Origin of the sequence: Enterococcus sp. 4E1_DIV0656, from assembly GCF_002140695.1 — a bacterium.
Classification (GTDB): domain Bacteria; phylum Bacillota; class Bacilli; order Lactobacillales; family Enterococcaceae; genus Enterococcus_D; species Enterococcus_D entomosocium.
The window spans coordinates 12,505-32,995 of record NZ_NGLF01000005.1; the positions used below are offsets into that span (position 1 = coordinate 12,505).

The 20,491-nt window shown below is 37.7% G+C and carries 33 protein-coding genes; 1 reads left to right on the top strand and 32 read right to left on the bottom strand.

What is annotated here, in order from left to right; genetic code table 11:
- From A5882_RS19970 to A5882_RS19280, 28 genes are all read right to left on the bottom strand, one after another.
- Positions 1-1,623: BspA family leucine-rich repeat surface protein (locus tag A5882_RS19970; protein WP_176462071.1), on the bottom strand; the 1,623-nt coding region annotated here is incomplete at its 3' end.
- 863 nt (positions 1,624-2,486) lie between these two features.
- A complete protein-coding gene (locus A5882_RS19170) occupies positions 2,487-2,936 on the bottom strand; it encodes a thioredoxin family protein (RefSeq protein WP_086373527.1) in 450 nt (149 codons plus the stop codon).
- Positions 2,926-3,102 (bottom strand): hypothetical protein, encoded by a 177-nt coding sequence (locus A5882_RS19975; RefSeq protein WP_176374328.1) that lies wholly within the window; start codon positions 3,100-3,102, stop codon positions 2,926-2,928. Before A5882_RS19975 ends, A5882_RS19170 begins: the two co-directional genes overlap by 11 nt.
- Positions 3,103-3,121: 19 nt before the next feature.
- Positions 3,122-3,529 (bottom strand): hypothetical protein, encoded by a 408-nt coding sequence (locus A5882_RS19175; protein ID WP_086373528.1) that lies wholly within the window; start codon positions 3,527-3,529, stop codon positions 3,122-3,124.
- Positions 3,530-3,799: 270 nt separating this feature from the next.
- Positions 3,800-4,585 (bottom strand): C39 family peptidase, encoded by a 786-nt coding sequence (locus tag A5882_RS19180; protein ID WP_254908564.1) that lies wholly within the window; start codon positions 4,583-4,585, stop codon positions 3,800-3,802.
- 449 nt (positions 4,586-5,034) lie between these two features.
- Positions 5,035-5,268 carry a hypothetical protein gene (locus A5882_RS19185; protein WP_086373529.1) on the bottom strand — a complete coding sequence of 78 codons (234 nt, stop codon included), beginning with the start codon at positions 5,266-5,268 and terminating at the stop codon, positions 5,035-5,037.
- 14 nt (positions 5,269-5,282) lie between these two features.
- Positions 5,283-5,531 carry a hypothetical protein gene (locus A5882_RS19190; RefSeq protein ID WP_086373530.1) on the bottom strand — a complete coding sequence of 83 codons (249 nt, stop codon included), beginning with the start codon at positions 5,529-5,531 and terminating at the stop codon, positions 5,283-5,285.
- Between the two features lie 25 nt (positions 5,532-5,556).
- Positions 5,557-6,219: a DUF2786 domain-containing protein gene (locus tag A5882_RS19195; RefSeq protein WP_086373531.1), complete on the bottom strand. Its 663-nt coding sequence runs from the start codon at positions 6,217-6,219 to the stop codon at positions 5,557-5,559.
- 7 nt (positions 6,220-6,226) lie between these two features.
- On the bottom strand, positions 6,227-6,472 hold the full coding sequence (locus A5882_RS19200) for a hypothetical protein (protein WP_074934733.1): 246 nt from the start codon (positions 6,470-6,472) through the stop codon (positions 6,227-6,229).
- A complete protein-coding gene (locus A5882_RS19205) occupies positions 6,456-6,638 on the bottom strand; it encodes a hypothetical protein (RefSeq protein ID WP_086373532.1) in 183 nt (60 codons plus the stop codon). Before A5882_RS19205 ends, A5882_RS19200 begins: the two co-directional genes overlap by 17 nt.
- A gap of 159 nt (positions 6,639-6,797) precedes the next feature.
- Complete coding sequence (locus A5882_RS19210) at positions 6,798-8,138, bottom strand: PcfJ domain-containing protein (RefSeq protein ID WP_086373533.1); 1,341 nt, start codon at positions 8,136-8,138, stop codon at positions 6,798-6,800.
- Positions 8,135-8,590, bottom strand: coding sequence for a Cas9 inhibitor AcrIIA9 family protein (locus A5882_RS19215; protein ID WP_086373534.1), 456 nt, complete (start codon positions 8,588-8,590; stop codon positions 8,135-8,137). Before A5882_RS19215 ends, A5882_RS19210 begins: the two co-directional genes overlap by 4 nt.
- Positions 8,591-8,654: 64 nt before the next feature.
- Entirely contained in the window at positions 8,655-9,095 is a 441-nt protein-coding gene (locus tag A5882_RS19220; protein ID WP_086373535.1) for a JAB domain-containing protein, read from the bottom strand.
- 497 nt (positions 9,096-9,592) lie between these two features.
- Positions 9,593-10,318 (bottom strand): DNA/RNA non-specific endonuclease, encoded by a 726-nt coding sequence (locus A5882_RS19225; protein WP_086373536.1) that lies wholly within the window; start codon positions 10,316-10,318, stop codon positions 9,593-9,595.
- A gap of 64 nt (positions 10,319-10,382) precedes the next feature.
- Complete coding sequence (locus A5882_RS19980) at positions 10,383-10,538, bottom strand: hypothetical protein (protein WP_176462073.1); 156 nt, start codon at positions 10,536-10,538, stop codon at positions 10,383-10,385.
- Positions 10,539-10,557: 19 nt separating this feature from the next.
- Positions 10,558-10,848: a hypothetical protein gene (locus tag A5882_RS19230; protein WP_139843271.1), complete on the bottom strand. Its 291-nt coding sequence runs from the start codon at positions 10,846-10,848 to the stop codon at positions 10,558-10,560.
- A 22-nt stretch (positions 10,849-10,870) separates the two neighbouring features.
- Positions 10,871-11,173, bottom strand: a complete 303-nt coding sequence (locus A5882_RS19235; RefSeq protein ID WP_086373538.1) for a hypothetical protein — start codon at positions 11,171-11,173, stop codon at positions 10,871-10,873.
- Between the two features lie 42 nt (positions 11,174-11,215).
- Positions 11,216-11,482, bottom strand: a complete 267-nt coding sequence (locus A5882_RS19240; protein ID WP_086373539.1) for a hypothetical protein — start codon at positions 11,480-11,482, stop codon at positions 11,216-11,218.
- Positions 11,483-11,529: 47 nt separating this feature from the next.
- Positions 11,530-12,105 carry a hypothetical protein gene (locus A5882_RS19245; RefSeq protein WP_254908565.1) on the bottom strand — a complete coding sequence of 192 codons (576 nt, stop codon included), beginning with the start codon at positions 12,103-12,105 and terminating at the stop codon, positions 11,530-11,532.
- Positions 12,106-12,187: 82 nt separating this feature from the next.
- Entirely contained in the window at positions 12,188-12,949 is a 762-nt protein-coding gene (locus A5882_RS19250) for an N-6 DNA methylase (RefSeq protein WP_086373540.1), read from the bottom strand.
- Positions 12,950-13,010: 61 nt separating this feature from the next.
- Entirely contained in the window at positions 13,011-13,238 is a 228-nt protein-coding gene (locus A5882_RS19255) for a hypothetical protein (RefSeq protein ID WP_016620936.1), read from the bottom strand.
- Between the two features lie 66 nt (positions 13,239-13,304).
- Positions 13,305-13,631 carry a hypothetical protein gene (locus tag A5882_RS19260; protein WP_086373541.1) on the bottom strand — a complete coding sequence of 109 codons (327 nt, stop codon included), beginning with the start codon at positions 13,629-13,631 and terminating at the stop codon, positions 13,305-13,307.
- 27 nt (positions 13,632-13,658) lie between these two features.
- The gene (locus tag A5882_RS19265) at positions 13,659-13,931 is read right to left on the bottom strand and encodes a hypothetical protein (protein WP_086373542.1); all 273 of its coding nucleotides are present in this window, start codon (positions 13,929-13,931) and stop codon (positions 13,659-13,661) included.
- A 526-nt stretch (positions 13,932-14,457) separates the two neighbouring features.
- Positions 14,458-14,934 carry a single-stranded DNA-binding protein gene (gene ssb / locus A5882_RS19270; RefSeq protein WP_086373543.1) on the bottom strand — a complete coding sequence of 159 codons (477 nt, stop codon included), beginning with the start codon at positions 14,932-14,934 and terminating at the stop codon, positions 14,458-14,460.
- Between the two features lie 30 nt (positions 14,935-14,964).
- A complete protein-coding gene (locus tag A5882_RS19985) occupies positions 14,965-15,123 on the bottom strand; it encodes a hypothetical protein (protein WP_176462074.1) in 159 nt (52 codons plus the stop codon).
- Complete coding sequence (locus A5882_RS19275) at positions 15,120-15,401, bottom strand: hypothetical protein (RefSeq protein WP_086373544.1); 282 nt, start codon at positions 15,399-15,401, stop codon at positions 15,120-15,122. The genes A5882_RS19985 and A5882_RS19275 overlap by 4 nt, the downstream gene beginning before the upstream one ends.
- 77 nt (positions 15,402-15,478) lie before the next feature.
- Complete coding sequence (locus tag A5882_RS19990) at positions 15,479-15,622, bottom strand: hypothetical protein (protein WP_167389037.1); 144 nt, start codon at positions 15,620-15,622, stop codon at positions 15,479-15,481.
- 29 nt (positions 15,623-15,651) lie between these two features.
- Positions 15,652-16,176: a hypothetical protein gene (locus A5882_RS19280; RefSeq protein WP_086373545.1), complete on the bottom strand. Its 525-nt coding sequence runs from the start codon at positions 16,174-16,176 to the stop codon at positions 15,652-15,654.
- A 688-nt stretch (positions 16,177-16,864) separates the two neighbouring features.
- On the opposite strand from A5882_RS19280, the gene pepG1 reads away from it, so the two are divergent.
- Entirely contained in the window at positions 16,865-17,008 is a 144-nt protein-coding gene (gene pepG1, locus A5882_RS19285) for a type I toxin-antitoxin system toxin PepG1 (RefSeq protein ID WP_074934757.1), read from the top strand.
- Positions 17,009-17,306: 298 nt separating this feature from the next.
- Here the strand turns inward: pepG1 and A5882_RS19290 are convergent, their stop codons facing one another.
- The 4 genes from A5882_RS19290 to A5882_RS19305 are packed head-to-tail and all read right to left on the bottom strand — an operon-like array spanning position 17,307 to position 20,259.
- Positions 17,307-18,041 carry a hypothetical protein gene (locus A5882_RS19290; protein WP_086373546.1) on the bottom strand — a complete coding sequence of 245 codons (735 nt, stop codon included), beginning with the start codon at positions 18,039-18,041 and terminating at the stop codon, positions 17,307-17,309.
- The gene (locus tag A5882_RS20285) at positions 18,023-18,298 is read right to left on the bottom strand and encodes a helix-turn-helix domain-containing protein (protein ID WP_176462075.1); all 276 of its coding nucleotides are present in this window, start codon (positions 18,296-18,298) and stop codon (positions 18,023-18,025) included. The genes A5882_RS19290 and A5882_RS20285 overlap by 19 nt, the downstream gene beginning before the upstream one ends.
- Positions 18,299-18,317: 19 nt before the next feature.
- Positions 18,318-18,776 (bottom strand): CPBP family intramembrane glutamic endopeptidase, encoded by a 459-nt coding sequence (locus A5882_RS20290; RefSeq protein WP_086373548.1) that lies wholly within the window; start codon positions 18,774-18,776, stop codon positions 18,318-18,320.
- Positions 18,721-20,259 carry a type IV secretory system conjugative DNA transfer family protein gene (locus tag A5882_RS19305; protein ID WP_176462077.1) on the bottom strand — a complete coding sequence of 513 codons (1,539 nt, stop codon included), beginning with the start codon at positions 20,257-20,259 and terminating at the stop codon, positions 18,721-18,723. The genes A5882_RS20290 and A5882_RS19305 overlap by 56 nt, the downstream gene beginning before the upstream one ends.
- Between the last annotated feature and the right edge of the window lie 232 nt (positions 20,260-20,491).

Genomic DNA, 20,491 nt, shown 5'->3' on the forward strand with positions numbered 1-20,491 from the left:
TACTACATACCAGCCAGGGATCTCTTTGGGTTCACTATCATACGGCAAACCGACTTTTCCGCTTAAGATACTTGGTTCCGCCAGTTGATTCCCTTCGGAATCCTGATACTTCACAGTAACTGGTGCCGCATCACTACGCTCATACACGTACACCACTTCTTGTGGATCTTCTGTAAATGCCCCTGACGCATTGTCTGGTGTTTCTACTACATACCAACCAGGGATCTCTTTATATTCACTCTCGTAAGAATCTCCTAAAAATCCAGATAAAGTAATCGCTGTTATTAAAGCATTACCCTCTCGATCCACATACCTTACGATCACATCTCCTGCAGATGCTTCCCAAACATAAGTATCTGGAAAACTCCCGTCATAAGCTGACATAAATTGTGTACTGTTACTATAAACATTTTTCGTATTCTTTCCGACCCATCTTCCTGAGAAGCCAGAGCGATTAATGATTGGTAACCCCGTATTCGCATTATTCCTAGAAAACAGACTATTTTCACCCAGGTTTATTTCACTTAAACTTGTTGTTGAAGCAAATATATTTGAAAATGTTGTCAAACTTGAGGTATTCCAGCTAGAAATATCAAGCGAATTTAATCTAGTCATTCCAGAAAACATTTGTTGCATATTGGACACTCGTGATACATTCCAATCGGTCAAATCCAAGTTTGTGAAAGCAGTCGAGCGAAATAAAAACCCCATATCTACTACATTAGATGTATCCCAGTTTTCTGCACCCAGTAATGAGCTTAAATTTCTACTTCCATCAAACATCTGTTGAAGTCTAGTAACTTTACTTGTGTCAAAATTTGATAAGTTCAACGAAGTAAGAGCAGTGCTCATAAACATACTATTCATCAGTGTGACATTTCTAGTATCGAACCCAGACACATCGATAGATTCCAATTCTGACATAGAGCCAAACATTCTTGACATATTCGTTACACGGCTTGTGTTTAAACTTGAGAGATCTAAATTATTGATTTTAGCACTAAGAAACATCCCTTCCATGTTTGTCACATTGCTTGTATCCAAATTTTCTAACCCTTCAATTTCAGTAGCGGATAGTGATTGAAAGAGAAAGCTGCTATTGGCATTCGCAACAACTAGGCCATCAAAGGTTATTTTGGTAATAGTTGCTCGATAACTCCACCAAGGGCCATTATTAATGGCGGATACACCAAATCGCCCAGCACCAATGTGAAGCACTCCTTCTTCTGTTATATACCACGCTGAAGTCCCAAAGGTACCTGAAGCAATAGAAGTTGCCTCTCTATTCGGGGTCCCATCATAATCATCTAGGTAATCCTCATCTTGAATCAATGGATCTGAGCTCATGGTGGTTTCTTCTTCAATATCTTCTTTGCTTGATTGCTCACTGCTTACGATCGTATCTTGTGTACTTTCTGACGCCTCAGCGTACCGATTTCCCTCTGGAACAGCTACTAATTCTTCCCGAGACTCTGATTCTGTCTCCTCCAAACTTTGGTCCGTACCTTCCGAAACAAACGTATTCTCTGAGCTCTCGCTTTCACTTGCTTGGGCGTTACCCATTACAGGAAATTGAGCACCCAACATACAAGCAACTAGTATACAGCGTAATAGTTTATTCATTTTTTCTCCTTAATTAGTATCATTGTTTGTTGCAGACTCAAAAACTCCCTGGCTGATGTCATCATCTATTTTTATTATCAATGACAAGTACCGAAAAAGTCTATTTATTTAACCTGATAAGTACCCTTCATTTTGAACTAAATTTTCTCCAAATAATATACTACTTGAAATTTAAGATACTATGTAATCATTTTTTACCTGAACCCATGAAATAATTGACGGTTTCCATTCAGTCACATTAAGTTTATTAAGGGGTTTCTGTTATTATTTTTCTTATATACGTGTCAAATAATTCCTGTCTCTTATACACATCTAGATGTGTATAAGAGACAGATCATCATCTCCCTGGCTGATGTCATCATCTATTTTTATTATCAATGACAAGTACCGAAAAAGTCTATTTATTTAACCTGATAAGTACCCTTCATTTTGAACTAAATTTTCTCCAAATAATATACTACTTGAAATTTAAGATACTATGTAATCATTTTTTACCTGAACCCATGAAATAATTGACGGTTTCCATTCAGTCACATTAAGTTTATTAAGGGGTTTCTGTTATTATTTTTCTTATATACGTGTCAAATAATTCTAATTTAGGTATAAACTACTGATTCATAAGTATTTATTTAAATTAAAAATAGAGTCAAAAACTTTTAAGTTTCTGACCACGATTTTTATTTCTATAGAATTATTAATACATTGCCGATCTAATTGATATCCTCTTTGGTTGATAAAATGTAGGCAAAATTTTAAAAAAATAAACACACAAACAGCTGTAAAGTTTGTGCGCTTATTTTTGAAATTTCTTTGTTTTTGCCAGAGCTAACAAATTAGAAATGTACCGAACCTCATCAAAATGGTTACTGCCTACTTATATCGGTAACAAGATTTTCAACGGTTACTTTCTCGCTATCAAAATCCAAATTTTTGTACTGACCATCCCTATCAAAAATTAATAAGCTTGGTGTATATTCGATATTGTATTTCTCAATAAAAGTAGCTAGTTCGGGTGAATCATCGGCATCTACATCTAAGTAGTATACCGAACTATTTGCTTTAGCTACAGCATCGTGAAGCTTAGGAGCAAAAATCCGACAATATGGACAACTTTCCTTACCAACGTATACGATTATCTCTTTTTTTTCACTTAACAGTGCCAATAGTTTTTCTGCGTTAATTGAATTTAAATTGCTAATACTCTCGGTATAAGAGGTAGACAAACTTTCAACAGCAGGCGCATCGTTTTTTTTACACGAAACTAAAAAAAGAAATAAAAAACAGAGGAGACAACTAAAGACTTTACTTTTCATAGGCTAGGGTTTTAATGAATGCTAAAATACTATGTCTAGAAGTAAATCCAGAAATAACTATAGCAACCAGCAGTATGATTTCTGCAGGAATATTCGTATAGAAAATTAACAATGCAGCGACAACTAAATAAACAACAGTGAATAATAATTGTTTCAACCAAATCATTTAACTCACCTCACTTGGATTATTTCACAAATTTATATTTCACATAGGTTCGTCTCGAATAACCATCCCATTTAACCTTAGAACAATTGTACTCTTTTGCCTTATAACCCTGTTTCCCTTTTGAAATTAATGTATTTGATTGAACATTTGCAGAGTACATCATAGTTGCAGCTCCAAAAGCAAGGTATTTTCCGATGAGAGGAGTCATGCTGCTAACTGCCCCGGCAAATGTAAGCTTACCAGACATTTTTGAATAAGCATCCCCCATTTTCTTTACTTCACTAGCAGAAAATGTTTTAGTCAAAGTACACTTAGCTTTACTCATTCCGGTCCCTTCATAAAAGGAATCGGCAGAGACAGGTACAGCTTGAAAAATACCAAATAGTAATGAAAAAATTATAGCAAAACTTGTTAGTTTCTTTTTCAATAAAAACCCTCCTTGTAGAAATATAATAATTAAGTATATGTTTCATATTAAGGTAGTATTTTTATGTTTTCAACTAACAGTTTTGTAATGTTAACTGTTCTTTTCATTTTTCTTATTTATCTAAAAAAATAATATCATTGAAGGCTTCTTTTTGCTAAAATCAAGCTACTAAAAGAATTGTTGAATTAGGAGAAAAAGGAGTCAAAATTTTTAAGTTTCTGACCACATATAGTTTTTAGTTATATTCACTAAAAAATTCCATCCAACCTCTCATTGGTCAATTGAATCACTATTGGTAGAAACAAATAAATATTGTTCACCCATTTTAGTATAGATTAATTCCAGGCTCTCAAGAGAAACAGATCGATCTTTATAACCATATGGATCATTGACATATATTGTTTCTCCTTCGATTCCCGTTAGAATAACAGAGTGAACAAGAGGTGTAACTTTTATTTCCCCGGCCTTTGTATACCAAGAAATAAAGTCATTTTCCGTTGGTATCTGAAGCTCTAGTGTTGCAATAATCCAGATTGGTGTTCCTGATCGTAAAACATCTAGCAGCTGATCAAATGGCTTTTCTCTACCACTTATTACGTGATGTTTATTGGAAAAAATTTGCTTAGCTACCTCTGCGATCGGTTCAACATCTACGCCCATAGCACCATAACCTTTATATATGTTTCCTACGAAGCCAAGGCGTGGATCACCATGATGATCATTATCTATAAATAATGGTTGAAATGCCAAGAGCTCAATCAAATCTGATATATCGACTTGATAACCATAGTAATTTGCCAGCATTGTTAAAGCTGCAATCTCACAGGCATTTTGATAGTGAATAGGTTCAAATTGATTAATCAATGGAACATCTAGTCGAATATCATTCCGTAACAAGTGTTCATCTGAACTTAGTTCATCCCCTTCAGCAACTATTGTTGCGGTTAGTTGATCAGGAAATGGCGTGAGTCCATTTCGATAGTCAAAGAATAAAACAAAAATGATCGTTCCTATAGCACAACTTGTAATGACGAATCGTTTGAATTTGATCTTCATGCACGTACTCCTATTGATTGATCTGAATAAAAAGGTTGCCTAGAAAAGCAGTCTATCTATCATTCAAGAATATGATATACTGATAGAGAAACTTGTTGCCCTTCAGGTGTAGTACTGTTCGGTCGTGGTGACCCCAACAACTTTACAATTTCTTTTTGAAACGTTGGTTGTAAGGAGGTCTGCCAATGAATCACAGTGGAATGGGAAAGGTTACGTTCTGAAATAAAATGTTGCAAAACATTTTAGCAATCCTAACAATCATTAACTTGATTTTAGAGATTGCGAACAAAATAAAAAGCTTAAAGGAATAATCCTTTAAGCTATCTCATCTAACTACTGCCGAAACAGTTTTGTAAGAGGTGTTACCAGCACCTTTTACCTACACCTGAAGTATAACAAGTTTTTTTGTTTACGTCAAAAGTAACAATAGAATCTATCATCCAATTGTGTCAAATTTTTCTATATCTTTCAATCATAGCTTGCACTTTTTTGTATCCTTGACTCTTCAATTGAGTTTCCTTTTCTGTTAGATCCTCATGACATATGAAAAAACCAATCATATCTTTTACTTTTAAAATATCCTGTCGGTCTGTGACACAACAATACTCTTTTACTGATTTATCAACAATAATCGCATGGTCATTGTAAAAGTAAATTCTTTTTAAATCAAATTTTGAAGCCAATTGAATTCACCTCACTACGTCTTTTCATCAGTATCTACTAAAACAAACCGATTGGTGCCAGTGATTAGTTGATACCTTCGTTGACAAGTTTTACAGTGATAAAAATCAGTCGGGTACATAAACTCATACTTTCTTTCATTTACTTGTTGTGCGAGTTCTCCGCAATCGCATTTCACCCACTTTGGTGGCCAGTACAACCGTTTGTTGTATGGTGTAATCGGTACTTTCCATTGACCACCGTAACATTTTCTTTCTTGTGACAAGTCAACTGCTCCTTTCATTGAGATCCTAAACGCTTAACCGTTCTTTTTCTGTAAAGCGAATCCCTTCAGCGTAGCCTGAGTAGAACGCTTCATTGTTCTTTGCTTGATGGGAAGTATCTTTTCCAGGCACCAATCCCATTCGTTCGACTTCCTCTTTAACGATTTCAGGTACCTGCAAGGCGATTTCATAGCCGTTTGTTCGTACTTGATTCCTGAAGGTTTTAGACAATCCAACCAAATATCCTTCAATATAATCTTGCTTTAATTGCCACTTACGCTTGTATTTCCGTCTGATTTCGGGCAACTGTAGGAACTGTCTTGCGCAATAACCAGCACTTCCTCTGGCATACTCAAAGATGATTTGCGCAATCTGAACGTCTGATTCTATCCCCACAAAGCGCAATTCTATCGGAGAACCTGACACGTAATACGTGCGGACACGAAAGTTTTCTGCAATGATAGACGCTAGCCGATAGAGCCATTTTTGCGGACGTCCTTGGTAAATAACCGTATCAATCACTGCTTCTGATTTTTGCTCTTGCTTGTATTCAAATACGTCTGATTCATCGATATTGTGTTGTAGCATCAACTCTTGGGCTTTCGCTAAAGCAGACATCGACTCTTCATCGCTGGCATCATTCGCTAAGGCAAGCAATTTTACGATTTTCTGTTTGGCTTTTTCGTTCATTAACCGCCTACTCTCTTTCTATCAACCAGTACAAATTGCATTCTCGGTCATCTGAATAGGTGTAGCGTAAATGGTAACCGGCACTGCGTACCAGCTCTTTAAAGACATCAGTTGGACCATGATTATCCAGTGGTCCCTCTTTTTGCCAAAGTGGCACACGTAACGTATTTGCAACGTCCCTTGACAACGTTCCTTTGTCAATCAGGACATCTAGCACCTGATTCACCGTCAAATAGTTAATCTCTGATTCCATTAGTCACGTCCTCCTGATTATCAGTGATCAATGTTTCTTCTAGTGTAGGGTAGTGGGTTTGTTTCGCCGCAAAGGCTTCTGCTTCGCTTTTTGTTAGAAAGCTAGCAGCGACCTCTCCTCTCACATAAACCACGAATTGACCGTTTTCTTCTTTGATTTTGACCATTGGTATCGCTCCCTTGTCTTTTTATTTTAGTCTACCATAGTGATAGACATTGTTTGCACCTTTATTTTTTGCTATAATAAAGGTGCAAATACAATGCTAAATCGTTACCTGCTTATCTTAACTTCCGATTAAGATAAGCTTTTTTTGTGTCTTGAATGACTAGGCAACATACTTTTTCTCCTTTGTTTTGGCTCGTTCATTGACAATGTGTAACCACTGATTGACTGTTTCTAGTAGGTATTCATCTGGACTTTTGTTGTTTGAACCCGATATTTGCACAAGTTCTGAATCTTGATACTCAAGAGTGTAATACGGCTTATCTGGTTCAGACGCTTTACGGACAAATACTATTGTCGTATCTCCATCTGCATGTTCATCAATATAACTATTTGTCCCCACGCAATGCTCCAATTTTTTCCCTTCTTCTATTAACTCGTTGGCTTCTTTAGGTAAAATGAATTTCACGTCATTTAACGTCATTTCAAGAAAGGCTTCCTCGACTGCTCTTTTTTCAAATTCCTTTCGAATAACCTCTCGTTCCATCGCATTTAGTGTTTCTACGGCTTTGTCATGTGCCTTTTCAAGGTCTCTTGGTAGGCAATTCATTGAGTTGAGTGGAATATTTAAATCCCTAAGTGCATTGAAATAGTCACGATAGTAACCTATCTTCTTCTTTTGCTTTATGAGGTAATTTTGAAGAGTGATTGGCTTGACCTCTTTTGGTATCTTCTTTACATCATCTGCGCCCATAAACGCTTCAATACCCGCAATATATTTCGTTCCCAATGATTCTAGTGCTTGCTTTACTTGATAGGCTTGATAGCTTCGATTGCTGTTTCTAAAAAATACTTTGTTTCGCTTCAACCACTTCATCGTGATTGACCGCATGTCTAACTTTCTTTCTAGAATCTGCTTGGCTAACTCTAGTGCATTGATTCGTTGTGCATACTCAATTCGCTGTCTGTATTTGTAAATAAAAGCAATTTCACTTTCACTTATATCATCTAGTGAGAGATATCGTAACTCTGAAACAGACAGTAGGCGGTCAACCCATTGGTTATTATAAAGGGGCGGACGTTCGTGATAGGTGGCAAACATACTACCTATCTGAATCAATCGAAAATCATAGGCAAAATCAGAAACTGCACCGACTTTGATATGGTTATCATCACTAAAGTGTTCCAAATTCACTAATTTCACTTGAAAGTATTGCTTGCCTTTTTCAAATAAAGAACGGACTTCATAAGTTTGTATCTCAATCCGTTTACTGGTCGAGAGAATAATTCGGTAGTGGTCTCTGCGGTCGAAGAATGTTAGTCGAGCGTTCTTCGTGAGCCGTTTCTCATACGTTAAGAAATGCTTTCGTTCAGAAGCAACGATTGTCTGTTGTTTGTTTGCCCACTTATAGGTGGGCATATTGTAGTAACACCATTCAAAGAATGCCTTTGGTGGGTTCAAGCAGTTTTTGGCGTAGTCATTAGCGGTTTTCATCTTTCTCATAACATATCTAGCAAACTTAATTGCTCTCCTTCCATCATTTTTGGCTTAGTCTTCGTGCTGTTTGTTTCTTTTGTTGCTTTTTTCTTCGATTTCACTTGATTGATATTTTGCGGTTTCTTAGGCTCCTCTTGCTTTGTCTTGCTCTTTTGAACCATTTCTTTGGCAAAATCATTAGTAACTACGGTAACTGGTTTTTTAAAGTAGTGCGCTATCCATAAGTAAACCAATTCGTGATCGATAATGGCACACCCGCCGACTTGATACTGTACTGCTTGTGAGTAAGCATATTGGTGAGCCTTTTTAAGCGATTTTTCAGGGTTCAAAATACCTTGGTACAATGCAATGTCCTTTTGCTTACCTAACCATTCAAAAATCAATTTCTCGCTAGGTGACGTTTGTTCAGTCAGTTCGTTTGTTAATTTTTCAAGCGCTACACGTTTGATTCGATTCATCGTTTTCCCTCCAAATTTTTAAGATTTGTGTGCTTTTCTAACTGGTAGAAAAGCACACTCAAAATCATAACTTGCCTTCTTCTCGATACGAGTAGTAATCATCACTGCCAACGATGATGTGGTCTAATAATTCAATGCCCATTAGCTTTCCTGCGCGTACCAATCGTTCGGTCACTTGGTTATCTGCAAGACTTGGTTTCGGGTTTCCACTTGGGTGATTGTGGGCGATTAGAATGCGAGAAGCGTTTGACAATAACGCTCGTTGAAATAGATTCTTCGGTTCGACAAACGTTTGATTGATGGTTCCTTTATGAACGACTGAGTAACTGGTCAAGTTGTTTCTCACATCCAAGCAAAGTAGAACGAGGTTTTCTTGTGTGTCCAATCCGATTTCATTTTGAAGCCATGTCGCTATCGTATAACTTGAAGTGGTATTTAGTGGAACAAACTTTTCCATTGCACAAATTTCTTGATTGACTTTGACGATTTCATAAACTGTTTCCATATCATTCACTCGTTTCTTTCTTTTTTTGTTTTGGTCTTTACAAATCCATTTGAGTTAAGCGATTTGTGGGTGGCGAAAAAATTTGATTTGAAGAAATGTCACTGGGCATTTGTTTATACTCCTCCTTTCTCGTTGTTTGATCTTCGAACATTCGAGCATAGCTGATAGCGGTTTGGCGTGCTTAGCCCTTACACCTGAAGCAGGCGGAAAAAAAGGGAGTGCTGTAGGAAAAAGTTTTGCGCTTTTTGCGAAAGTTTTTCCGCCCCTTTTTTTCTGACTGCGTAAGGTGTATAAGCACTCTCGCCAATCCGATAGCAGCGTGATCGAGTGGTCGAAAACAACGAATAGGAGTTGAAACAACTGCCCAGCGCTCTGACATTTCTTCAAATCTAACAAAGATTCCGGAACGGAATCTTTCCACCTGCGGATCTCATTGCTTTAGCAAGGAGGTTCCGCTTCTCTTTTCTCTTGAACTTGTTCTTTTGACCTTGAGTGATCTATGGGTTTGTGGCTTTTCCTGTCTGATAATCGATCGTTACACCATTTTGAACGTTGTGGATCAAGATATTGAATTGAACGTCATTGTTTTCAATGCTTTGTGCTTCCATTTGAATCGCCCTGGGCAACAATTCTCGCTCTCTAAATATCGGTGTGACCCGATAGCGTACGTGGTTATTGGTTTTTCTCAAATAGTTGGCCACTTCATTTTCAAATTGAACCATGTGGATCTGGTTCAGCTGTTGAGTGCCGGTAAACAAATTTTTCCAGTTATCATTTTCACCGGTCATTTGAAAACCGATTAAGTGACTTCTATTATAGAGCCAAACATTATTTTCAAGCTTTTTCTGATTCCATCCTGTGGGATATACGTTTGATATGTCGCCTCGTTCTTCTGTAGGCATCATCGATCGGTGTAGCATTGCATTTGCGACACCGACACGATTTAGGGAATCGAGATCAGAAAAGGTTTGCCAAGACCCTGCATCGATCGATGCCTCTTCAGCTGTAAAACTTGGTCGGTTTCCATTTACTTGTATGACAACGTTCTGACCGTCATAATCAGGAAGATTTTCAATCTCTTCAGCTGAGATTTGTTCCTGGGACGTCCATTCATCGAAGAAAGCAGGCAACTGAACATCGACTTCTGATAAATCCACCAATGAAGCGGTGAATCCAAGTAAACTGATCAACGCTGCAAGGATAAATTTTGACTTGTGTTTCATAACAATCTCCTTTTATAAGTATTAGTGCATTAGTCATTTATTTTGGTGGATTGCGTAATCCTGTTTATTGAATAGCCCATTCTTCAATCTCCACTGAATCGTACTCCTCGTGTTCTTCTAAACTTTTTGCAGCTTCATAAGCGGCACTCCACTGTTTGTAGATTCCACAGATTTCCATTTCTCCGCCTTCAAAACCTTTTACAACATGTACTTTATTCATACTGGTTCCTCCATTGCTGTCATCTATTAATGGCGTAATTTAAAATCAATTTCGCTACTATAATTGAAACAGGAATAGATAATAAAGTTATAGATATTCTCCACCAAATATTTTTATAATAAAAAATCTCAATTTCATCTTTTACAATCGCAGCTCTTTTTCCGTACGGTAATGTTCTCTTGTTCTCAACCGATAGACCTTTTTTATTAATTAAGAATTCTACGACTTTTCCACTTGCAAAATATACGACAGGTGTAATACCTATTAAAACTAGTAATGATATTATTGAGAGTAGAATTTTAATAACCATATCCCCCATTCCATTATTTCTGTCAAATAGTTCCTTTTTCTATTTCCATATACAAGTCCATAGCCATAAACATATACTCAGGTTTAACCCATTTTTTAAAATCATCGAAATTTTTGAATATAGATATTTCGCTGTTACCACATTCCCTCCGTGGTAGTAAGGGATCATACGTATATCCTCTATAAATAAAATTTTCTTCATCACTATTATTTTTTATGAAATGAATCATCTCATTCTCCTTGAAAAAAAAGATCGTGCTAATTTCATTTTCATCTAAGTCATACTTTTTAACTGCGTGTAGCAGTATTACTGTATTTGAACTCATTGAGTATCTATCTCCTATTCTTTTATTTCTTCCTTTAGATGACTAGGCGTATCCCTGAGTATCTGCATATTTTTGCCAAATTCCTTCGTCATAATTACCGCAACGATAAATGGCACCTCTTAATCCGCTATCACAAAAAACATAAATCATCTTGGATTGATCCTTAAAGGACTGATAAATTTCATCTAAGGTAAATCGACTGACTACGTCATTTGGAAAGTAAACTCTCTCCAGTCCAATTTCGGTCTCCAAATATATATCTACTGAGCAGCCAACGCAATCAATTACGGTGTCTTTAATCTCTTTCATTTTTTCCTCCATTGTATCGATTATAGGTAACACTTTACTATCGTTTTTTATCTACTATTTTTCCTGTCTAAATAAATATTACCGTCATCACCAACTATTTCGACAACTTTGTCTTTTAAATAGTTACTATTACAAACTCTATATTCTCTGATTAATTGCTCAAGCTCTTTTAAATTTTTTGCTCTAGCTTCAACATCTACCGTGGCTTTGTGTCCGTTTCTATTTAATTCTGTAACATCTACACAAAATGATGTTTTATGAAACAGTTCTTTTAGCAGTTGCAAGTCCGCTTCACTTTTGCAGTCATAATGCAAAGTTTCGTTTGTAACAAGGTAAGTTCCATCTGACCAAATTTCTATACATAAGCTATCATCAACGACATCGTTGTACTTATTTTCATATAGTTCATAAGATTTTAGAATTATGGTTTTGTATTTATCTGTAATGTAATCAGTAAAATCTTCTATCGTTCCTAAAGTTTTTAAAAAAGATTCAGTACTTTTTATTCTTCCATCCTGATCTTCTTCAGCATGACCTTTCAGAGTTTTGTATGAATCAATTCCCTCGTTTTGTTCATCTGTAATCTGGTTAAAAACAGTACTTTTGTTAAACTGATCTGTCATTTTTCGTCCTCCTAGTTTGCTTAATTTAGATTTTGGCAAAGAAGAAGGAAGCTTTGCGCCCTTCTTCTTTCCGTAAAATCAATTAAAACAATGCGAGTTGTTCAGCACCTTCAGGAATGACCCAAACATCTGGTTCTTCTTTTTGTCTCCTTTTTGGTTCTATTGCTGGCTCCTGTTTCTTTCTCGTGATCCATGCGGGATTTATCATGTGAAACGGTGTGTACCAAGTAGACGTTTCCTCACCCGACATGGAATTTTTCACTTTACATACGGCGTTGATCCCGCATAACGAAAGCTGCACATAAGCCATCAGTAAGCAATTTTCGTCAATGTCTTCACACTCCACTCTCAGTTGTTTCTGGTAGTTATAACCACCGCTTTCCATTGCGACCGCAAAAGCGAGAACCATGCTACCAGCGCCAATACAAGGCTCATAGTAGCCAATCCAACCCTTTTCCTCTAGTAACGGCTCATTGTTGGAAAAAGTCATTCTAGCCATCAAATCTGCGATATGAGAAGGCGTAAAAAACTGGCCTGCATTTTTACTGTTTATGTTTAATTCCATGTAAATTACGCCTAGCCAATCTTGTACCTTGTATTCAAACGCCATGGTAAGCAATCCTAAGCAATCCCCAAGCAGACAAGCTTCTTCCCTCGTATATTTGCCGACAGTCGCTAAATAGGCGGCTTCTCGCTCCTCAAACTGCGCCTTATCGGCGCTGTTTGAGAAAGCATATGCCATCATATGCACCCAATCGAAGAAAACGGTAGAAATATTTCGTTTTCCTGATAGACTCTGTAATTTCGTAGTGATCATTTTTTGATAGTTTCGCTTGTCTTTCATGTTTTCCTCCAATAATTTCATTTGTTTTTTACGCCCTTTTTCTTGCGTATCAGAAAATAAATTAATCAAATGGCAAATCCAAACCCAAATATTCAGCTTCTTTAAACCACTCTTCATGCAATTCTAGATTCTCACACGACATCGTTTCCCAATTTCTTAAATAGGCGGTTTTTGTTTGGTATTTTGCGACATTTCCGATTGCAACGATATACAAAAATCGGTACCTCTTACCGTTTCGATACCACCCTCGGTCATACTTTTTGTCATAGTAAGTTAACTCTTCAGCCATCTGTTTCACGTCTCCTTTTTAGAAATATCAGTCAACCGCCGAAGCGGTTGACTATTTTATATCCTCTTACAAGCTGTTATCAATCGCGATTTCTCCCACTTCGTTGTAAGAAACATCGACTAGTTGGAAAAGATTAGAATCGTCTTCAAAACCAAAACTATCAATGAATTCAGTGAATTCTCCTCTTTTACTTTCAAATTCCTTGTATCGGTCACTTCCTTCCAACGCACCAGTCATGCTGATAAAAAAGGTCTGATAACCGATTGGATTGGTTACTAACGGTGTAACCGAATCCTTAAATAGTGCTTTTGCAAAGCCGTGTGCCTTCTTCACCTCATTTTTGAAACTTGGTAGCGCCGTAACAATCATTGCGTTATTTGTGATAAATTCCATTTAAAATCTCCTCCATTTTTTGTTTTATTATGAAACCCGATACAACTGATAATCGTCCATGAAATCAACGCCTAATGCTTTAAGTGCGTTTATAATGAAACCTTCAGGGACTTTTCCGTACTTAGGAATCGTTAACTCTTTTATGATTTCAGTGGAGCTGTAGTACATCCCTGCACCGATATCGTGTAGTGCCGAAGCTTGCTTATACGCTTGTTCAGCGTGTTTTTCAACCGCTTCACGATACATTTTGTATTCCGCCAAGGTCATATTCTGGTCTTTGCAATATTTTGAAATTCTCATTCTGTTTGCTCCTTTCTATTTTTTTTGGTCTTCAACAATCCATTTGAGTTAAGCGATTTGTGGGTGGCGAAAAAGCTTTGATTTTAAGAAATGTCATTGGGCATTTGTTTTTACTTCTCCTTTCTTCGTTGTTGATCTCGGACATTCGAGCATAGCTGATAGCGGTTTGGCGTGCTTTGAACTTACACCGGCGGTAGGCAGAAAAAAAGGGAATGCCGTAGGAAAAAGTTTTGCGCTCTTTGCAAAAGTTTTTTCGCCCCTTTTTTTCTGACTGGCGCTGGTGTATAAGCGTACTAGCCAACCCGATAGCAGCATGATCGATGGACGAAACAACGAACAGGAGTGAAACAAATGCCCAACGCCCTGACATTTCTTCAAATCTATAAAAGATTCCGGTACGGAATCTCACCTTCTGCGGAAATCATTGCCCTAGCAATGAGGTTCCGCTTCTGTTAGATTTTTTGTTTTTATGTATACGGTCAACCGCCAAAGCGGCTGACCTCCTTATTGTTCTCCTATGGTTTTATTAGAAAGGCAAATCATCGTCTGAAATGTCCAACGTTGAGCCTACGGGCATGTCTCCATCGCTTGGGAAGCCCGAAGACACTGGTTCATTGTAGTTCTGACGATTGGCTTGCTGATTGGATTGACTCGGTTGTGTGCTTTGACGTTGCTCGCTTGTTGCCTTAGATTCCAACAATTGAAAACTCTCTGCTACAACTTCAGTTACATAGACACGTTGCCCTTGTTGATTGTCATAAGAACGTGTTTGGATTCGTCCGGTCACTCCAAGCAATGTACCCTTGCGAGCATAATTAGCAAGTGTTTCCGCTGGCTTTCTCCAAATCACACACTGAACGAAGTCTGCTTCACGCTCTCCGGCTTGGTTGGTAAAGTTTCGATTGATAGCAAGGGTAAACGTCGCTACCCCTGTACCGTTTGCTGTGTAGCGCAAATCTGGGTCTTTTGTTAAGCGTCCTACTAAAGTTACGTTGTTTATCATAATTATTTCCTCTTTTCATCTGTTTTATTTTTAGTCATCTTCTGGGTGTTCTTCTTGCATTTTTTGTAACAATTTTAAAAATAGTTTTTCGTCTTCAGCCGAACCCTCGGCGTGGATTGGTAACCCACGCCCAAGGTTTTGACTTTCAGACTTTCCTTCTTGATTTGTTGGAGTATATTTAGCTGTCAAAGTTCATATTCACCTCTTAGTTTTTTGGCACACGGTGCGCATACATACCCAACGCCCCAAGCACCGCTTGGGTATTCGTTTAACATGTAGCGACATTCTTCACACTCGCCGTAATAAGTCGCTTCACTCTCAAAATCAATCAATTGTTTTAAGCGTGCCAAGTTGATTTCAATCGTTCTGAGCCGTTTCATACCTTGGTCATCTTCACGATACACGTCGCAATAGGCTACTGGTGATTCGATATGATTGACACCAATAACATCCCCTCTTGCAATCATTTCCTCTTGAAAGACAAAAGAACTTTTACATTTGTACTTTTTACCATCATTTATCATCATTTTTTTGTAAGAAAGGGTTATGAAACCCTTTCGTACGCCTCCTTTTCCGTTGTTTTGTGTTGTTCTTTGTGCAAGTCCTTCAGGGATTCGATTGCCTGCTTGATTCCCTCTAATTCGGTCAATGTATATTTTTCGCCTAACTCTATCCAATTTATTGGCATTTCAATCATTCCTTTCCTGATTCTTTGGCTTAGAGTTTCCCAAAATGTCCGATCGTTTCGAGGAAAACAAGGGCATGTGCTAAATCGTAAACGCTGTTTAAGGTGTGTCTGCGGTAATGAATCGAACTAGAACGGTCTTTCATCATCAATAAAATTGATTTGTCTTTGAAAAAGGCAACGGCTCTCATCGTTTCAGTTTCAAATATTTGTTCACCATCGTATGTGTCTAACTGTTCTAAATGCTGATAAATGACCTCTGCTTGCGCATATCTCGCTTGAATCGCTTGCTCTATAACATCGTCATCATAATCGCAAAACACGTACGTATTGCAGCCTTCTAATATTTCACCTTGTACTTTTTCGTCATAGCGAATGCTCCCCCACCGTTTTTGGATTTCATAACGAACTTTTTCCGTTTCAAGCGTTAAATCATGTAATGTTACTTTGATAGAAGTGCTACCATAGCCCACCATTTCAACCCGAATGCGTACCTTTCTCGTATCAATTCCTTGCTCTCTCAAACTCTTTTTGATATTTACTGCGGTAATTTCCATGTGAATCTCTCCTTATTGGTCGTTTTTGTTCCTGACAAGTTCATTTCAGTTAAGCGATTTGTGGGTGGTGAAAAAATTTGATTTTATTGACTGTCTGCAACGATTTGTTTAGAATTCTCCTTTCTTTGTTGGTTGATATCGATCATTTCGAGCTGAAGCTGATAGCGGGTTGGCGTGCTTAGCCCTTACACCTGTAGCAGGCAGAAAAAAAGGGAGTGCTGTAGGAAAAAGTTTTGTGTTCTTTGCAAAAGTTTTTCCGCCCCTTCTTTTTCTGAATGCGGAAGGTGTATAAGCACTCTCGCCAGACCGATAGCAGCTGCTCGATAGGAGCGAAACCGACAAACAGGAATGAAACAAATCCGTTGCTCTCTGACAGGCAATACAATCTAAAAAAGATTCCGGCATCGGAATCTTACGCCCTGCGGAAATCATTGCTTGTCAATGAGGTTCCGCTTCTCTTATTACTTGAACTTTGGTTTGATTCTTTTGACCTTTTAGAAGTGATCACATGGCTTCTTCCGTAGCGGCGGTGGCGGTTGGAGCGAAGGAAGAAATACGTCTATGAAACAAAGAAAAAACCAGTCCAAATGCCTTAGAATTAAGGATTTAGACTGGTTCATATGGTATAATAATAGTTGACAGTAAAGTTTAATGACGGTGGCTATCCATTGAAAGTGAGGTGGTGCGTATGAGCGTACTTCCAATATCTTATGAAAGGAGACGCCTTTTGTCTGCATACGAAACAATTCAGACCATCCTTGGCTTTGGTATGTTTACCATTGCTTTGATCAGTCTGGTTGTCAAGTTGCTTAAAAACGACAAAAAGAAATAGCCGTCACTTTAGCGAGCCGACTAGCTATTTCCTTTTGTAAATAGTAAGTTTTATCGTCACCGTTCTTTAAACGGTGCTGTCACAAGGGGAGTTGTTAGCGCAACTCCTCTTTACATACTTATTATACCATCAAACCGTTGAAAAAACTACATAAACGCCGAAACTGGAAAGCTTGTCTTTCCTTTTTTTGTTGCCCCGTAAGCGGTGGAGGCGGTCGGAGTGTCGGGGCAACAAAAAAAATCCACCTGAAAAGAAGAAAACTTTGTGTATGTCTTAGTAATAGATCAGGTGTCATCATTTAGTTACTTGGACTTTCATCAGGAATGTCAATCACTTTCTTGAAGCGTCGCTTCGAGTTTTTTAATCGATAGGTTACTTCCAGCCACTGACAAGACAGACTCTCATTTCTTTGTAAAGATTCTAAAATAATCACACCATTATCTGGTAAATAGCTCCGAAAAAGACAAGCATAAAGGCCTACGCGGTCATCGGAAATCTCCTCGGTTATATTTTCTAGTCTTTCTGGCAGATCCCAAATCGTATCTGCTCTTACAATCGGCTTCAAGTATTTACGCCATAAGAATACTGTGTTGACTTTTACAGATATCATAATCAATAAGCAGATAGCCACTCCAATCATGAGTTTACTTTCAGCCCCCTGATAAGAAATACTAACTAACCAGGATACAATGATTAAAATTAGACTAACCTTAATTGGTCTATCCATTTTACCTCCCTCCATTAGCATAATGACTGAAACCATAAAAATCGCTACGAGATTGACGATAAAAAAAGATAGTATTATGTTAATACCATTATTCATAGACTCAACGCTCACTAGCTCTCCATTTAACGATAGATCATTCATAGAAGCAAATGAAATGAGCTCTTCTTTTATTGTCGTACCATTAGAAGCTATAAGAAGTGTACACAAAACAATAATTATCTTGCGTGCGACCACGTTGCTGCTTTCTAATAAAATTCCCGGCCAATAGATTGATTTTAGTTTTTCCATTAATTTGTTTTCGTACATGATTGTATCCGCTCCTCTTTATTCATTTTTCGACTATCTGTACGCCCGTATAGGTAGTCAATGCTTACATTGTAAAAATCACACAGAATGATCAGCCGTTGACCCTTGGGATACATATGACCATTTTCCCAATTACTGACCGTACTTTTACTTACAGGCGGATCAAAAAGTTCACTAATATCACTCAACGTCAAATATCGTTCTTCTCTAAGAGAAGATAATCGCTGACTGAATATTGTTTTCTCCTTCCTTACCACTATTTTGGTGTCCTCCTTACTATATTTGTGTTTTTATTGCAATTAGGTTATACGCCATGTGAAGCAGAATTGGCATGGCGATCGTTCCACTTTTTTTCATTGTCCACGAATAAATGAGTCCATTTATTAAAAAGGGCAAAAAGTTCGTTTGCCCATGAAGAATGGCAAAAATGATACTAGAAATTCCTGCACTTATTTTCCAAGAAAAAACCTTTTGTAGCAGTGATACTAGGTATTTCCTGAAAATCATTTCCTCGGTCACCGGTACCCACGTAATGCTTCCGATCAAACTGAAGAAACTTGCTGAACGTGCGATATTTTCAAATGGCGGGACATCGAAAAAATGGTTAGCTGCAGACGTTGCGATCCACGAGGAGCCAACTAGTAATCCCAAACTGAAGACAAATAAACCCCAATTCAAATTATTTTTTAGATAGAACAATTCTTTCAGGTTTTTTCTTATGAATTTTGCGCTCATTTTCTTTAGTCGGCTTCTCCTTTCCAGTTTTTACAAAGGTTGTTACAAATTTCGAGGGCTCTCCTGGGCGATTGTGGGAATAATAATACCCATGAAGATTAGGAAGCCGCTTGATCTTATTTGGATTGATCACAAATTCGTCTACCACATTATTCGAACTTTCTCCTGTGTTTCCTTCCTCATTGCTACGACTGGTTTGCTTCACTTGTTTTTCTGTTCCAATGAATTTTGATAATTCATTTGCTGTATCATCGTCCGTACGTAGAATGACAAAATTAGTTAAATTCCCAAGAATCTGTTTCGTTAATTCTTCCGAAACTTTGTTCACATCAGCGATTACCTGCATAGCTACGATAGTTTTTACACTAAAGGACGCGGTTCTATTCAGTAAAGCTTCAAACGATTCATCAACGTAAACACCCAATTCATCCATTACTAACAATGCTTCTGTTTGGTCGTCTCTTTCAGCTTTTTGACTCAAAAACAATTTGTACTCTGCGACAACCAGCTTTCCTAAACTTCGTGCAAAATCACTGTATTTGAATTCATTTAAGTACACGACAACGACTGCGTCTTCCTCATAGGCTTGACGTAAAGTAAACCCATCTTGACCAAAAAGATAGCGGCCGTCTCCATCGTTAAAAATCGCTAAACGACCGATTGCTTGGACGACAGTATCTTTACAAGAAGCTAATACTTGTTTTGCTCTGCTGTACAATTCCTTAGAAATAATATCTTGACTATACAGTCCTTCAATTAAGTTTTTAAAATTTGAGGGATCAGAATACTTAATAATACTTTGAAAGCTATACTGAATGTCGGCCGCTCGCATGACACGTCCCATTACTTGCCAATAGGTAAGTGCTTGAATCCGATAATGTTCTTCGGACCACTCGGTTAAACTAGACAATAAATCTTTTAATTCTGTCTCAGTTATGCCTTTAAATGGATTGTACGGATTCGTTTTTGAAATTTCTGATTGATTAATGACATATAGCTTTCGATTGTATTTCTTTGCCAATTTTTCGGTGACTATATTCAAATCGTAGTTCGAAGTCCCCCCTTTACCGTCGATCACGACGGTAAATTGTCCTTCACGAATGGACTGTTCGATATAATGCAAAATAGTTGCGGTCTTCCCTGTACGAGTAGATCCGAAAGCACCAACGTGCCCCTTGTCATTAAAGTTGATCCCTCCTCGACTATTCAACATAACTTCTCTTCTTGTTTCCTGTTTGACAGTTTCGTGCATAAGAATTTCTGAAGAACTTTTCTGTAATAGCAATCCCAAACTGACGATCATCACCCCTATACCCCATCCAAACAAATTGATTCCCAAAATCCATTGAATTGTTGACGGTATGAAATGTTCTCGAAAATATCCGTCAGCTGTAACGTATGCCACCATACTTGCAAAGCCATCTTGGTTTGCAATGAGTTGGGTATAGATCAGGCTTAATAAGCCGATTGAACTTCGACTCATTTGTTTCTGATTCAAATAAAAAATACTTACCACAATTAGGAAAAAACCCAAGGTAAGTATCATCAACTTTGACGATTTTTTTTCATAGTATTCCTGAATGATCAAATACGAAAGCAAAGCAAGTGATCCTGGTAATGGAAAAAGAAATATTCCAATGCAACATAAGACGATACCTGCTTTTGATAATCGGCTTCGCCAAACAAAAACGACATCTTGATACATACATTCACCT